Source organism: Marinobacter alkalisoli (genome assembly GCF_045449795.1).
Classification (GTDB): domain Bacteria; phylum Pseudomonadota; class Gammaproteobacteria; order Pseudomonadales; family Oleiphilaceae; genus Marinobacter.
In genome coordinates this window covers 513163-528681 of sequence record NZ_JBJJLB010000016.1, presented here as the reverse complement: position 1 = coordinate 528681, position 15519 = coordinate 513163, and the positions used below count along the sequence as shown (strand labels likewise).

At 54.9% G+C, this 15519-nt stretch carries 11 protein-coding genes; 8 read left to right on the top strand and 3 right to left on the bottom strand.

Annotation, left to right across the window (positions count from 1 at the left end):
- Window positions 1-259: 259 nt before the first annotated feature.
- Window positions 260-1267, bottom strand: a complete 1008-nt coding sequence (locus tag ACJO3M_RS06935; RefSeq protein ID WP_407000640.1) for an AraC family transcriptional regulator — start codon at window positions 1265-1267, stop codon at window positions 260-262.
- 105 nt (window positions 1268-1372) lie between these two features.
- Between ACJO3M_RS06935 and ACJO3M_RS06930 the strand changes: the two genes are divergently transcribed.
- Window positions 1373-2431 carry a 2Fe-2S iron-sulfur cluster-binding protein gene (locus ACJO3M_RS06930; protein WP_407000639.1) on the top strand — a complete coding sequence of 353 codons (1059 nt, stop codon included), beginning with the start codon at window positions 1373-1375 and terminating at the stop codon, window positions 2429-2431.
- 32 nt (window positions 2432-2463) lie between these two features.
- Entirely contained in the window at window positions 2464-3633 is a 1170-nt protein-coding gene (locus ACJO3M_RS06925) for an alkane 1-monooxygenase (protein ID WP_407000638.1), read from the top strand.
- A 29-nt stretch (window positions 3634-3662) separates the two neighbouring features.
- On the opposite strand, the gene ACJO3M_RS06920 is transcribed toward ACJO3M_RS06925, so the two are convergent.
- Window positions 3663-4556 carry a LysR family transcriptional regulator gene (locus ACJO3M_RS06920; protein WP_407000637.1) on the bottom strand — a complete coding sequence of 298 codons (894 nt, stop codon included), beginning with the start codon at window positions 4554-4556 and terminating at the stop codon, window positions 3663-3665.
- Between the two features lie 196 nt (window positions 4557-4752).
- On the opposite strand from ACJO3M_RS06920, the gene ACJO3M_RS06915 reads away from it, so the two are divergent.
- Entirely contained in the window at window positions 4753-7080 is a 2328-nt protein-coding gene (locus ACJO3M_RS06915; protein WP_407000636.1) for an FdhF/YdeP family oxidoreductase, read from the top strand.
- A gap of 41 nt (window positions 7081-7121) precedes the next feature.
- Here the strand turns inward: ACJO3M_RS06915 and fdhD are convergent, their stop codons facing one another.
- A complete protein-coding gene (fdhD, locus tag ACJO3M_RS06910) occupies window positions 7122-7937 on the bottom strand; it encodes a formate dehydrogenase accessory sulfurtransferase FdhD (protein ID WP_407000635.1) in 816 nt (271 codons plus the stop codon).
- A gap of 309 nt (window positions 7938-8246) precedes the next feature.
- Here fdhD and ACJO3M_RS06905 point away from each other — a divergent pair, with 309 nt between their 5' ends.
- The 5 genes from ACJO3M_RS06905 to ACJO3M_RS06885 all read left to right on the top strand — a co-directional run bounded on the left by ACJO3M_RS06905 (window position 8247) and on the right by ACJO3M_RS06885 (window position 15501).
- Window positions 8247-9458: a M48 family metalloprotease gene (locus ACJO3M_RS06905; protein ID WP_407000634.1), complete on the top strand. Its 1212-nt coding sequence runs from the start codon at window positions 8247-8249 to the stop codon at window positions 9456-9458.
- Between the two features lie 153 nt (window positions 9459-9611).
- Entirely contained in the window at window positions 9612-10082 is a 471-nt protein-coding gene (locus tag ACJO3M_RS06900) for a MarR family winged helix-turn-helix transcriptional regulator (RefSeq protein ID WP_407000633.1), read from the top strand.
- 157 nt (window positions 10083-10239) lie between these two features.
- Window positions 10240-11076: an alpha/beta fold hydrolase gene (locus ACJO3M_RS06895; protein WP_407000632.1), complete on the top strand. Its 837-nt coding sequence runs from the start codon at window positions 10240-10242 to the stop codon at window positions 11074-11076.
- A 23-nt stretch (window positions 11077-11099) separates the two neighbouring features.
- Window positions 11100-14246: an outer membrane lipoprotein-sorting protein gene (locus tag ACJO3M_RS06890; RefSeq protein ID WP_407000631.1), complete on the top strand. Its 3147-nt coding sequence runs from the start codon at window positions 11100-11102 to the stop codon at window positions 14244-14246.
- Between the two features lies 1 nt (window position 14247).
- Window positions 14248-15501 carry a DUF1302 family protein gene (locus ACJO3M_RS06885; protein ID WP_407000630.1) on the top strand — a complete coding sequence of 418 codons (1254 nt, stop codon included), beginning with the start codon at window positions 14248-14250 and terminating at the stop codon, window positions 15499-15501.
- Window positions 15502-15519: the final 18 nt, after the last annotated feature.

Here is a 15519-nt window from a genome sequence, read left to right as displayed (position 1 = left end):
ACGTAACCGCCAGGAGTGAATAACCTGGCACGCGCCCCTTGTTGTTCTTTTGTTGACTCATGGTCCTGAAATCCGCGGACCGAGTCGGCCTTTACGTATGGTACCGGCGCGCTGAGGCTGGAGCCGGGTTATTTAATGACACATTGGGGTTATTAAATGACAACCGAGCGATCATCCCCGTATTGGAGGCGTTAGCTGTACATCATCATCCGTAAATCCACTGCACCGGTCATTGGCACCAAAGACGGACGCTATGGCGCTATGAGGAGAGTGGTACCTTATACATAGACGGGGGCACAGACTCCCAGCGCTTGAACGCCTTCCGGAAATTGGCGATATCCGAGTAGCCCAGCGCGTAGGAGATTTCCTGCACGGTCATCTGTCCGGTTTCCAGGTAACGGGTTGCGAGCTGGTGGCGGACATCCTCAAGAATGTCCCTGTACGATGTGCCTTCCTCGATCAGGCGGCGGTGGAGGGTTCTTGGTGTGACATGGAACCGCCTCGCGGTCATTTCCAGCGAGGGGAAGCCATGGGTACTCTGCAACATGATCCGGCGCACGCGCACAGCCCAGGTTTGTTCCGAGGATAGTTTCTCCAGTTCCTGCTGACAGACTTTCAACCCTTCCTGAAAGCTGACGGTATTCGCGAGTTTCAGAGGTTGGTCAATGGTTGCCAGGGGCAGGGAAAAGCCGGCTGAGTCCTGGTTGTAGGCGACCGGACAGCGAAACATCGCTGCCGCCAGCTTTTCATCACCATCAAAGGGAAAGGTGACCTCGCGGATGTCGCAGGTCCCCATGGTCGTGAAGTCCAGAATGTTCCGAATCGCCAGGACAATGGCCTCGGTCACCGGTCGGCGAATGTCCTCCAGCGGCCGGTTCTCGTAGAAGCTCACCCATAACCGGTCGCCCTGTTGGACCGACTCCATTGTCACCAGATCGGTCCTCAGCACGAGATAACGTTCCAGTAACTCCACCACCTGCCGGGTCGAGCCACTGCTCAGCGCTGCGTAGCCAAGAATGCCGTGGGTATTGATCAGCAGCCGTTCCCCGATCAGTAATCCCAGCGCCTTGTCATTGCAGAATCGGCCAGCGTCCAACAGGAGTTGCCGGAACGTTGCCCAGGGCATGGTGATCAGGGATTCTTCCGACTCATCAGGATTAATTCCCAGATGCCGCAGCCAGCCCTCTGTCGGGACACCAAGATCCTCGACGATATTGATGATCTGGAGGATGTAGTGATTGGGCAGGGTGATTTTCGAGTTCGACATTTGATGATTGTCAATTTATCACCCATGGATGTCAATAAATGACCCCGCTAATTTCGATGAGGGACACTAGCATGTAACCCGTGAGAACAAAAACGGGGGCAGATCATGTTTTCTTTATTCAGGAAGAGTGCACCGAAAGAACACTGCGCAGAGATTAACGGGGAAGCCGTCCAGGTATTTCAGAAAGAAACGATCCTGCACGCCGCACTGAGGGAGGACATCGATTTCCCGCACAGTTGTCGTGTCGGGGGCTGCGCGTCCTGCAAATGCCGCCTGGTCAAAGGGACCGTGAAAGAGCTGACGGACATTGGCTATATCCTCAGTGACGACGAACTCGATCAGGGGTATATCCTGGCTTGCCAGAGTGTCCCGACGAGTGACGTCACCATTGCGGTGGACCTGACGGCACAAAAGCAGCGCAAGACGGTTCCTGGACGGGTGGTCCTGCAGGAGCGGTTAACCCACGATATTACGCACCTCAAGCTACAGCTCGATCAGACACTGAATTACAAAGCCGGCCAGTACGCCGATCTGTCCATGGATTCGTTACCGGGACTGGCCAGGAGCTATTCCTTTGCCACGCCCTCTCAGATGGACGCGACGCTTTCCTTCTTCGTGCGCAAAGTGCCCGGCGGCCTGTTCTCAACGGAAGTGAATGATCAGGACTTGCTGGGCCACACCGTTATGGTGGATGGCCCGGCAGGGGAGTTCTGGTTACGTCCATCAGATGCCCCATTGATTCTGATCGCTGGTGGCAGCGGTCTCGCGCCGATCCTGGCGCTGCTGAAAGATGCTGTGGAAGGGCAGAGCCACCGGCCGGTGACCTTGTTGTTCGGCGCCAGGTCTCAACAGGATCTGTACCGGTTGGATGACATTCGGGATCTCGCGCTCAAATGGTCAGCCGCCTTCAGGTTCATCCCTGTTTTATCCCGGGAAGACGAACGTTCGGATTGGACCGGCGCCCGCGGACGGGTGACCGACGTCATCCCTGCGCTTTCATTGCAAGGATCGGAAGCCTATCTGTGTGGGCCGCCAGGCATGATCGATGCCGCCGAAGCCAAGCTTATTGAAGGTGGCGTCAAGCGGACAAGCATTTATGCGGATCGATTTACAACCACGCGGGATGCCCTTCTGAAATCTGCCGATCCGGTTCTGGCTGTCTGATCAAATAATCATAAATTTTAGGGAGTTGAAAGATGATGTTATTCCACTATCTGAAGTTCTTTTTCTTTCACGGCATCGGCCTCCTGTCTTTCGTGTCTCTGGTGGCTGGAGGCCATTGGATCAGCCTGGGACTGTTGGCGGTCTTGGTGATCTACATTGCCGGTGACGCCCTTTGTGGTGATGACACCACCACACCGGAATTCAGACACCCCACAATATTGACCGTACAGCTGTGGATGGCGCTGCCGTTGTTGTGTCTGATCGTTTTCGCTTCCGTCTGGAGCTTCAGTGCAACGGATATCGCCGGGTTTGGCGCCCTGATCACGGAACTGACGGGCTACGATGCGATCGCGGCCCGCGATGCCACGCCCTTTATTCACCACATCTCCGGTGTCGTACTGACCGGACTGATGATTGGAATCATCGGCACCATTACCGGCCACGAGCTGACCCACAGAACCTGGGACCCGGTATCCATGTTGATTGGACGCTGGTTGCTGGCATTCAGTTTCGACACAGTGTTTTCCATTGAGCACGTCTACGGGCACCACCGCTACGTGTCGACCACCGAAGACCCGGCGACGGCCCCACGCGGACGAAACGTTTATCACCACGTCCTGGCATCCACCCTGAAAGGCAACGTCAGCGCCTGGAATATCGAGCAACGCCGGCTCAGGCGTAAAGGTTACTCCGCAATGTCCTGGCGTAATGCCGTGATCCGGGGGCATCTGATGAGTGTGCTGCTGGTGGCTATTGCCTTTGCCATGGGAGGCGTTGGCGCCATGGTGTATTTCATAGCCTGCGCACTCTGGGGGAAGACCTTGCTCGAGATCGTTAACTACATGGAGCATTACGGCATGGTCCGTCATCCCGAAACGCCGGTGCAACCAAGGCATTCCTGGAATACCAACAAACGCATCAGTTCCTGGACCATGTTTAACCTGACCCGCCATTCTCATCATCACGCCCAGGGCGAGGTGCCTTATCAGAACCTGAAGCCGTTCCCCGACTCACCGATGATGATTAGTGGTTACCTCACCACCATTGTGGTCGCGATGATCCCGCCGCTCTGGCACAAGCTCATGACGCCAAAGGTCCTGGAGTGGGATGAGAAATACGCATCTTCGGAGGAGCGCATCCTTGCAACGCAGGCCAATGCCAGAAGTGGGGTTCCTGCGCTTATGAAGCATGCAAGCCAGTAAGTCCGTAACAAAGTTAGCCCCCTGTGGTTTCAGGCGTTCGCAGGGGCGAAAATTGACCGCGCTTCTTCAAAGCACTTTTCTGCCAGCGCCGACCGTGGCTCGGTTCGGCGCATCAATATGCCCATGGGCGCCGCCGTGTGTGCACCGGAAATTGGCATCATACGCAGGTTATCGTTCAGCGCTTCCATACCGACTTGAAGCGGCATGATGGCACAACAGATACCGGCACTGACCGCCTGTATCAGTTGAAAGGTGGAGTCGCTTTCCAGTTTGGGATGTGGATCGAGCCCGCGGCTTCTGAAGCTTAAAGCGATGGATTGCCGATAGTGCATTCCCCTTGTCAGCATCCCGAGGGGAATGTCATTGAGGGATTCCCACGTCAACTCCGCCTGATCAAACTGGAAATAACGTGCATCGTGCAGCAATCCCATGCTGGTAGAGGTCAGTTCGATTGCTTCGAAGTGATCGGTGTTGATGTGGTCGAGATAACACAAACCCAGATCGAGCTGATTACGACTTAATCCATCGATGATCTGCTCCGAACTCATTGATAGCAACTCAAAGTGCAGCTCCGGGTATTGCTGAATCAGCGGTTTCACCAGGTCCATGGGATTAAGGCTGGCAAGGGGAACCATTCCAAGCCTCAGTTTCCCTACCAGTTGCCCGCTGCAGTTCGCCGCTTCCGCCTGCAGTCCGTCATGGGCGGCCAACATGGCCCGGGCCCAGGCTAGCACCCGTTCACCGGCTTCAGTAAACCCTTCGAAACGTTGGCCACGGGCGACAAGAACGAGGTTCAATTCATCTTCCAGGGCGCGCAGCCGCATTGACAGAGTAGGCTGGGTAACGTGACAAAGCTCTGCCGCCTTCCCGAAGTGGCGGGTTTTATCCAGAGCAATAAGAAACTTGAGCTGTTTGATATCCATGGGCACCTGACGATAGTTTGGGGGCCGCCAATTCAGCCAGCATTTCCCCGTTTGCACTGATTCTTGCCCATCCCCCGTGAATGAGCAAATGCTGACAATAGAGGGCCCTTATCACTCATTCATTTATTTCGATTAGATACTGAGATTAAAAAGAAATATAAAAGAATAACCTTTGGCGGAAAACTCAGGAGCCCGGATGAGCGATAACGAGCACATAAAAAGTTACGACGGCCCGGCTGCCGGCTGGGGGGCGCTGAAAAGCGTGACCAGGAGCTGGTTGGGGAGTGAGAATGCCGTCAGGAACATCCGGGCAATGCTAAAAACCAACCAGAATACCGGATTTGACTGCCCTGGTTGTGCCTGGGGGGAGTCTCCGGAAAGTGGGTTGGTGAAGTTCTGCGAAAATGGCGCCAAAGCCGTGAACTGGGAGGCTTCAGGTCGTTCCGTCGATCCCGCTTTCTTTGCCAGACACAGTGTATCGGATCTGGCTCGCCACACGGATTACTGGCTTGAGTATCAGGGGCGGCTGACGCATCCCATGCGTTACGATGCGACGACCGATCATTATGTCGAAACAACATGGGACGAAGCGTTCACCCTGATCGCCCGACACCTGCAAAGCCTGGAGTCGCCCGATCAGGCAGAGCTCTATACCTCCGGCCGGGCAAGCAATGAGGCGGCTTTTCTATACCAGTTGTTTGTTCGTGCATTTGGCACCAATAACTTCCCTGACTGCTCAAACATGTGCCACGAGGCCAGTGGTGTGGGCATGACAGAGAGCATCGGGGTAGGTAAGGGCACCGTCGTCTTTGAGGATTTCGAGCAGGCTGATGCCATCTTCGTGATTGGCCAGAATCCCGGTACCAACCACCCCCGTATGTTGGAACCGCTTCGTGAAGCGGTTGAGCGTGGTGCGCAGGTTGTTTGTCTCAATCCACTAAAGGAACGTGGCCTGGAGCGATTCCAGCACCCGCAACACCCGTTTGAAATGCTGAGTAACGGCTCGGAACCGACCAGTACGGCTTATTTCCGGCCCGCGCTGGGGGGCGATATGGCTGTCATGCGGGGTATCGCCAAGTTCCTGCTTACTTGGGAGCATGAAGCAAAAGACCAGGGCCAGCCGCCCGTGTTCGACCATGAGTTCATAAGCGAGCACACATCTGGGCTTGATGAGTATCTGTCGGTAGTCGATGCGACGAGCTGGGAACACATCGTGGAGCAATCCGGATTTAGCCTTGATGACCTGGAGCTTGCCGCACAAATGTATCGGCGTGCCGAGCGCGTCATTATGTGCTGGGCGATGGGTATCACGCAGCATCGCCATTCCGTAGCGACGGTGAAGGAAATTATCAACCTTCAGCTGCTAACGGGAAACATAGGCAAGCCAGGTGCTGGCCTGTGCCCGGTGCGGGGCCATAGTAATGTTCAGGGCGACCGCACCATGGGTATTGATGAGCAGCCTCCAGAGTGGCTACTTGACTCGCTGGAGCGGCGTTTCCGGTTTAACGTGCCACGACTGCATGGCCACAACACCGTGCTCGCGATCAAGGCCATGGAGGAGAAACGGGCAAAGGTATTCATAGCGTTGGGAGGGAACTTTGCACAGGCGACACCCGACAGCCCACGCACCCACGATGCGCTGCGTAACTGTGACCTGACCGTTAACATCGCCACCAAACTGAATCGGTCTCACCTGGTCACAGGTCGGGATTCGCTGATACTGCCGTGTCTGGGGCGCACCGAGATCGACCTGCAGGCGGAGGGCCCTCAAGGCGTCACCGTCGAGGACACTTTCAGTATGGTTCACATCTCCTACGGCCAGCTCAAACCGCGATCCCCACACCTCCGGTCGGAACCCGCCATCATCGCGGGTATGGCCCGTGCGACCCTTGGAAACCACCCCATTGACTGGGAACACACGGTCGCGGATTACAGCCGTATACGGGATCTGATTGCGGACACGATTCCAGGCTTTGAACGCTTCAACGATAAGTTAAAACACCCAGGTGGTTTCCATCTGGCGAACCCCGCAGCCCAACGGCTATGGGAAACCGGTAGCGGGAAAGCCCGGTTTACCCCCAGCGTTCTGCCCGGGGAACTGGTCAATAAAGGTGTGCTGCAACAGGGAGAAAAGCCAGACCTGATTCTCCAGACGATGCGTTCACATGATCAGTACAACACAACCTTGTATGGATTGGACGATCGCTATCGAGGGGTATTCGGACTGCGTGACGTCATTTTCGTGAATGCGGACGATATACGTCGGCTTGGGTTTGAGCCCGGTGACAAGGTGGATTTGGTATCGCTCTGGGATGACGGGCGGAAGCGCCGCGTGTCTGATTTCCTGCTGGTTGCCTATGACACGCCACCAGGGCAGGCCGCTGCCTATTACCCGGAAACCAACCCGCTGGTGCCACTGGATAGCTATGGTGATCGCACTTTTACTCCCACTTCAAAATTCATTGCGATCAAGTTGGAGAGGGCTGCGCCGAGCAACCTGATCCCGACGTCAGCTGTTTGCTGACAGACCTTTCGTTCCAGACTCACCCTGGTCCCGGTTCTCCGTCAGCCTGGGGCAGGGCTGTATACTCTTGGCGCGCTGTGATGGGGAACATGGATCAGATTCAGACCGTATCGACGGGCCCATTGAACGGTCAGGGCGGTGGGTGCGGATAAGCTTACGAGCGTTCCGATCTGCGCCCGCACGGCTTTGTGAATGAGCTCCAGGCTACAGCGACTGGTCACGACCACAAAACCGTCACGGGGATTCTGGCCAGCATTGATCATCGCTCCGATGAGCTTGTCCAGGGCGTTGTGGCGGCCAATGTCTTCGCGACAGAGTCGGACATGTCCTTTCGTATCGATATATAGCGCGGCGTGCAGCGCGCCGCTGTGTCGGCCCACCTGTTGTGCCACCGAGATTCGATTGCGAAGATCTCCGAAAAGGTCGGCGTTTGGGATAGGCGTATGCGTAAGCCCGGTAAGTTGCGGCAGTGCCTGGTCAATGGCGTCCGTGCCACAGATTCCGCAGCCACTGGTTCCGGCCAATTGCCTGCGGGAACGCTTCAACGCCCAGAACGCGCGGCTGGATATGGCCACTTCAGCGCGATGAGAGTCACCGGACTCCGTTACCTGGATATCGTAAATCTCATCCAGGGAGTGAACGACATCGCTGGTGAGACTGAAGCCCCGGATAAAATCCTCGAAGTTGCCCGGCGACACCATCATCACGGCCTGACTGATACCGTTGTAGCTGATGGCCAGAGCCGTCTCGCGGGGGAGCGCTGATGCACCGTTCATTTCGGTGTGATCAAGCTCAATATACTCAAACTGTTCGGGCGTAGAGGGCTCAGCGTTGATGTTGATAGTCGCGTTTGTCACTTGATCTGATGTCCCTTTATTCGCGCTTTGAAAAAAAATCGACCCATCAATAATATTGAAATGCCGGGAGCCCATCCAATCATCTGTATTTACTGAATGATAAGCGAACTTGATCAAGCTTCAAGACATCCCGATAGACTCGCTCATACTCTGTTCCTATACTTCCGAAGTCTACTGCATGGAAGCACCTCAATGACCCCGGCTCCAAGGACACCTTGTGTTCGTTGCCCCGTGCTTTCTTCCGGTCGTGCATTCGTGGAGCCTGGATGTGGCTCTGTCACCCTGTAGTCATCTAATTGAGGGACTAGGATGGATCTGGTTTATAAAAATGAAAAACCATTGCTGATCATTGCGGCGGTGTTTTCCGCCATATTCTGGCTGGCGCTGATTGTGGGTACCCTGGGCATCGCCTTGTTGTATCTGCTCCTCGGTTATCTGTTTTTTCTGTTTGCCCATTCGGCATTTATTTCCCACCTGAAAGGGTCTGGCGTGCGGATCAGTCAGGATCAGTATCCCGATCTGTATGAGCGCCTGGTTCGGAGCTGTGAAAAGGTCGGGGTCAAGGAGATCCCGGAGGCCTACCTGCTGCGCACGGACTTCTTTAACGCCCTGGCCACAAAATTTCTGGGCCGGCATTTCGTCGTGTTGTTCACGGATGTTATAGATGCCCTTGAAGATCAACCAGATGCGATCGATTTCTATATTGGGCATGAACTTGGGCATATTCACCGCAAGCACTTGTCGTGGCGTACTTTTGTAATGCCGGGCTCGCTGTTGCCTATTGTAGGCCCGGCATTGCGTCGTGCGGAGGAATACACCTGTGACCGGTACGGAGTTGCCTGTTGCCAGTCCGAAGGCGATATCAAGGCTGCGATTGCCGCGATCGCGGCAGGTGATACGCGCTGGAAAACAATTAACGTCGATGCCTATATCAATCAGGTGGCCACCACCAACGGGTTCTGGATGTCGTTCAACGAGCTGACTGGTGACTACCCCTGGCTGACCAAGCGCATGGCGACCGCGGTTGCCGTGTCGCAAGGCCGGCAGATAAAACACCCGCGCCGCCACGGATTTGCCTGGTTTCTCTCGATGTTTGTGCCGCGGGTGGGCGGGGGAGCCGGTGGTGCGGCCTCTCTGATTGTGACGATAGCGATCATCGGTGTGCTCGCCGCTGTTGCCATCCCGGCCTATCAGGAGTTTCAGGATCGGGCGCGCTATTCCTCAGCGTATTCAGCAGCCCAACCCGTTCAGGAGCAGGTCACCGCCTATGGCTATGAGAACCAGGCGTGGCCGACCACCATGAACGAGTTGGGGTATGCGCAGCCAACCCTATCGGATCCTGATCTGGGATATGAGATAGATATCTATGAAAACGGCCTGATTGGTATCGAAGTGGGGACGGATGCCAGTGGAGAGTCGCAGTACATAATACTGGAACCCGAAGTTGTCGAAGGCGAAATCAGTTGGGTTTGTTTTGGGCAGAATGTGGAAGCCAAGCTGCTTCCGTCGGCGTGTAGCTGATAAAAACGGCGGGGCTGGTGACCCGCCTGGCTGATTCGTTAACCTACTGAGCCAGGCGGGCCACTAGACAACACAGGTGTTAGTCACGACAATATAGTGTATATGCAGCATTGGCCGTTTTAAATGACGCAAACCGAGGGGCAAGGGGTAGGTATGAGCTCAACAGGCGAACAGGCAATCGATACACCTGATCCAATGGCCATCGCACAACAGTGTGCGGCTTTACACTCCAGGGTGTTTTCACGTCTGGTTACCCGCCATTACAACGCCTTTCTTCGTCCGACCGGATTGATGGTCACCCAGTTTACGATCATGAATGCGATTACGCTTTTCACGCCAGACTCGATACACCATCTGGCTGAGACCCTGGGCATGGAACGCACGTCTCTACAGCGGACGGTGGACAAGATGATTGATAAAGGCTTATTGCAGACCCGCTCAAGCGGACACAATCGCTCTCTGGAACTGAGCCTGACACAAGAGGGAAAACGGGTTTATAAAGAAGCCTCCGTGAAGTGGAATGAAGCGCATCAGGCATTTGTCGACATGGCGGGAACGGAAGAGTGGTCCAGTGTTGTCGAAAAGCTGCAGGGCTTCAGCGCCTCCCTGAAATCAAACCTTTGATCTTTACCGGCAGTCTGCATTGACTGCCTGCCAACGACGAAAGAGATCCCGCGACAAATAGGATAGGGGTGGAAAAGTGCTTGCGATTCGGTTTCAGGTTGCATAGTGTATATGCACTATAGTTAGAAATCGGTCGCGTGAAGCTGAGGTGAAAGCGATGAGTATGGCGGAGAAAATGTTCAGGGTAGGGTTTGGCGGATTTAGTCGCCTGGTTCCGACCCAGGCATCCAATGTTGCACGTAAGTTAATGATGAGTCCCCGCAAAGGTACCCCGAAGAGCTGGGAACTCGACATGCCCGAGCCAGACCGGGAACTGGCGCTGGGTAATGAAACACACTTGTCGATATGGCAGGGCGGCCCGTTAAAGGTGCTGTTTGTTCATGGGTGGGAAGGGCGTGTATCACAATTCGCCCCGCTGCTGGGCCGGTTAGACCGGTCACTGTTTACGTTCTATGCCGTACATCCGCCCGGCCATGGGATGTCCGCGGCTCCGGAATCTCACCCAGGCAAGTTTATCGAGGCAGTCCGGGCCGCATTGGCCTTCATTGGTGAGCCTGTACATGCAGCCATTGGGCATTCGATGGGGGCCGGGGTGCTTTGCTACGTGCAGGCACATGATCGTTCAATAGAGCGCTTGGTCCTAATCTCGGGTCCCGCTCATTTCCACGGTATCCTGACTCGATTCTCGGCATTTCTCGGGCTGGGTGCATTAGCCGGAAAACGCTTTCTGGCATCGGTTGAATCCCATGTCGGGATAGCAATCAGTGACCTTGATATGACAGGTCTGGCTGAACATATCACCCAACCTGTCATGATCGTTCATGACCTGGAAGACAAGGAAATTCCGTTTTCCGAGGCGTTGCAGTTACATCAGCGTTTTCCGTCATGCCATTTATTGGAAACCAGGGAATTGGGACATCGCCGCATATTGCAAGGCGATGAGGTGGTGGAGCGCATCGATGGCTTCCTTTGTGGTTTTATTGGCGATCTATAGTGTATATACATCAGGAGAAGGCGATGAGTAAGACATCGGCACGTGCTGAAGCTTTTTTTCTTACCGTTATCCGTTGGCGATGGATTGTTTTGACCATTGCCTTAGCGATCCTGGCAGGCCTTGGCAGCCAGCTCGGGAAATTGACGAAGAATACACAGGCTGACGCCTTCATCAGCCCTGACGAGCCAGCGCTCGTTTATCGGGAAAAAGTCGAAGATATTTTCAACCTTCGGGATCCCATCGTCATTGCGGTTATGAATGACGGGGAGTCGGGGATCTTCAATCCCCAAAGCCTTGATCTCGTGAACTGGCTGACGGAGCGAGTTGAGCAGGTGCCGAATGTGGATCCTGACCGGATTACCAGCCTGTCCACCGAGTCCAATATTCGTGGTACCGAGGATGGCATGGAGGTCGACGACTTTTATGGCGAAGGCCCGGTGGACGAACAACGTGCGGATTGGATCAAGGCCGCAGTCAGTGACTTCCCGCTCTTTCAGGGAAGCCTGGTGGCGCGGGATGGAACCGCCACGCTCCTTATTGTTGAGCTACTGGATGAAACCAAAGCGGAAGCCACCTATGACGAAATCATGGCTTTGGTGGAAGATGCACCGACCGGGGCGAATGACGAAATTCATGTGGCCGGTGAGGGAGCCGTGGCCGGGTATCTTTCCAATTATATCGACCAGGATGCAAAACGGCTGAACCCACTTGCCGGCCTGATCATTACCCTGATTCTGATTGTTGCATTCCTGACACCCAGGGCCGCGCTTGTTCCCAACTTCGTGGTGGCAGGCACTGTGGTTGTGGGCCTGGGAGCGATGGCTGTTTCCGGTGTGTCTTTTTTCGTCATCACCAATGGCCTGATCGTGTGCATGATCGGGATCGCCGTAGCGGACTCCATCCACATTTTCTCAGAATACTACGACACCATGGTCAGCCACCCGTCACTGGATCACCATCGCGTGATTGCCCATGCCGTGGCGCGGGTCTGGCGCCCGGTCACGTTGACGACGCTAACAACCGCCGCAGGCTTTCTGGCGCTCTATCCCACCAATGATATGCCACCACTTCAGTACTTTGGGGTGTTTGGCGCGCTCTCTGTGATAGCCGCGTGGCTGTTGAGCCTGTTGGTGACACCTTGCCTGTTGAGCCTTCTAAAGTTGAAGCCAAGCCGTCGCATCAAGGTTGCCCATAACATGGCACCGCCAAGTCTTCTGTCCAGAACGCTTTCCGTACTGGGAACGAAAAAGCCACGGGTCACCCTGGCGGTCGCTGTCCTGATCGGTGCGATCGGCGTGGTTGGAAGCAGCAAGGTCGTTATCAATGAGGAACGCATCGAAAATTTCCAGGCGTCCGAGCCTTTGTATCAAGCCGACAAAGCCATTAACGCCAGCATGGATGGAAGCTATTACCTGGACGTAGTAATTGAGACCTCTGATGCCAACGGACTGTACGAGCCAGAGGTGTTGAACCGCATCCGGAACCTGCAGCGCTTCCTTGAGCAGCAGCCGGAGATCCATGGTTCGACATCCATAGTCGACTACATCCAGCAGATGCACAAAGCAGTCAATGAAGGGGATGACCAGTACTACAGTATCCCCAATGACCCGAATCTGACTGCCCAGTTGTTCCTGCTGTATACAGCTTCCGCCTCTCCCACCGATTTCGAGGACAAAATTGATCCTGAACGCCGAATTGCCCTGGTGCGGGCGAACCTCTCCACAGGGTCCTATCTCACGTCCAGGGAGCTGATTCCCAGACTGGAATCCTACCTTGAACGGCATTTCTCGGAACCTGGCATCAGCGCCAACGTTAGCGGGCGTGTCAACGTGGACTACCACTGGATACAAGGCATTGCCGCCAGTCACTTCAACAGTGTGATGGCGGCCTTTATTGCCGTGCTCGTTATGGCGGCCTTGCTCTTCCGGTCACTGGTTGGCGGTGTCATGGCTGCCACGCCGGTGGGGCTGGCCATCCTGACTGTTTATGCCGTGATGGGCGTAACGAATATCTGGCTGGGCGTTGGCACTTCCATGTTTGCAGCTATCGCCATTGGTCTGAGCGTCGATTTCGCCATTTACACACTCGATCGCCTGAAGGAGGTATTGAGCACGCAATCCGATACAACGGTGCAGCAACGAATCCAGTCAGTGTTCCAGCTTTCCGGACGTGCACTTTGGTACAACTTCCTGGCGGTAGGGCTTGGTTTTGGCGTATTGATGACCAGCCAGGTACCGCCTCTGGTTAACTTCGGGCTGTTAGTCGCCATGTCCGTTGGCATCGCGTTCATTTCCAGCCTGGTGCTGCTGCCCGCCATTGCCCTGGTCTTCAAACCCGCCTTCCTGTTTGGGCAAAAACAAAGCAAGTGGCGAGGCGCTGCACTTGCATTGGTGCTTATTGCACTGGCGTTTGGTGCCCAGTTGGCGTCCGCACAAGAGGCACCAAGCGGTGACAGTGTTATTCAACAGCTGAATGCCCGGGACGAAGGCGATTCCGTCTACCGGGAAATGCGAATCGAGTTAACCGACCGCCGCGGCAATACCCGGGTCGAGGAAACGGTGGCGTTTCGGAGATATTTCGGTGATACCAAGAAGACCGTCATTTTCTATACCAGCCCTGTTAACGTCAAAGGGACTGCCTTTCTGACATGGGACTATGCCGATAATGCCCGGGATGACGACCAATGGCTTTACCTTCCTGCGTTGCGGAAGGTTCGGAGGATTTCGGCATCGGACAGGGGGGACTATTTCCTTGGTACTGACTTCACTTACGAAGAAATCAAGAAAGAGAGCAAGATCTCTGCGGAAGACTATCACTTTACCCTGGTGGGTGAAGAGGAGGTGGATGGCCGTCATACCTGGGTGATCGAAGCCAGGCCCGCTTCTTCGGAAGTCGCTTCGGTTCTTGGTTACAGCAAGGTGCTGTTACGAATCGATCCCGAAGTCTGGATGCCACGATTGTCAGATTACTGGGATGTTGCCGGCAACCATTTGAAAACCATTCATACCAGGAAAATTGTCAATATAGATGGCATATGGTCTGTCGAAGAGATCGAGGCAAAGAATCACAAAACCGGCCACCAAACGCGGATACTGTTCAGCAATACTGACTATGACGCCGCTGTACCTCCCCGACTGTTCGAGCAGAACGCATTGAAACGAGGGTACTGATATGAGGCGCCAGATTTTTGCGTTCATGGTCATGACCCTGATGTCACAGGCGCTATGGGCGGTAGACGTCGGCTTTAGCGGGATTAGCCAGTGGAATTCAGGCTACGAAGTAAACACCGGCGAATGGCAGACAAACCAGTTGGCGATAAAACCCGAGATAACGGCTCGATTTGACGGCGGTACCAAAGTGACCGCCAAACTTCTTGCGCGCTGGGATCTTGAGGACAAGCTTGAGCCGGGTAGGCCGGCACAGCCTTTCAGATCAGGTATTAATCGTCGCATCTTCCCTGACAACCACACGGATCTCGAATTGCGGGAGTTGTTCGTGGATGACTACCTGGGCAACACCTTTGTCCGCATTGGTAAACAGCAGATCGTTTGGGGTCAGGCCGATGGCCTGCGCGTGCTGGACGTTATTAATCCACTGAATCACCGTGAGTTTATCCTTCCTGAGATGGAAGACCGACGCATCCCCCTCTGGAGCGCCCAGGTTGAAATACCCGTGGACTCATGGAGCCTGCAGTTGGTGTGGGTACCAGACAGTACCGTCACCGAGGCACCGGAACCGGGAGCCGCCTTTGCATTGCTGGATGACCCCTTCAATGGGGCAGGCACACTAACGGTTGACCGACCAGAGGCATTCAGCGAGAGCGATTACGGTGCACGCCTTGGGCGATACTGGAATGGGTGGGATCTCACTCTCAACTATCTGTACCACACCATCGACGACCCGATCATTACCATTGATCCTTCGGAACAGGCGATTCTGGCCAGCTACAACCGCTCCCACCTGTTTGGAATAACGGCCGCCAATGCCTTTGGGGATTACACCTTCAGGCTGGAAGCCGGATATGAATCAGAACGAAAATACGCTTCATCTGTGCATGGCCTCCAGTCTACCGGTGAACTCAGTTATGTTCTGGGCCTGGACTACAGCGGGTTGACGGACACACTGTTAAGCGGACAGTTTTTCCAGTCGGTTCGCGATAAAGGTCTTGATGTCCCGCGCACGGAAGAAAGCGCCACATTGCTGCTGCGACGCGATTTCATGAACCAGGTTGTCCAGTTGGAATCGCTTCTGATCTATAGCTTCGAAAATCGAGACGCCCTGTGGCAGTTAAGTGCGGATTATCAGCTTACAACGAATGTGCAACTTAACGCAGGCGTAGACCTATTCAGTGGTGACAGGGAGGGGCAGTTGGGTCGATTCCGGGATCGGAGCCGTCTGAATGTGGGGATTGAGTTGGGATTTTAATCGCTAAAAGCAGAGGTG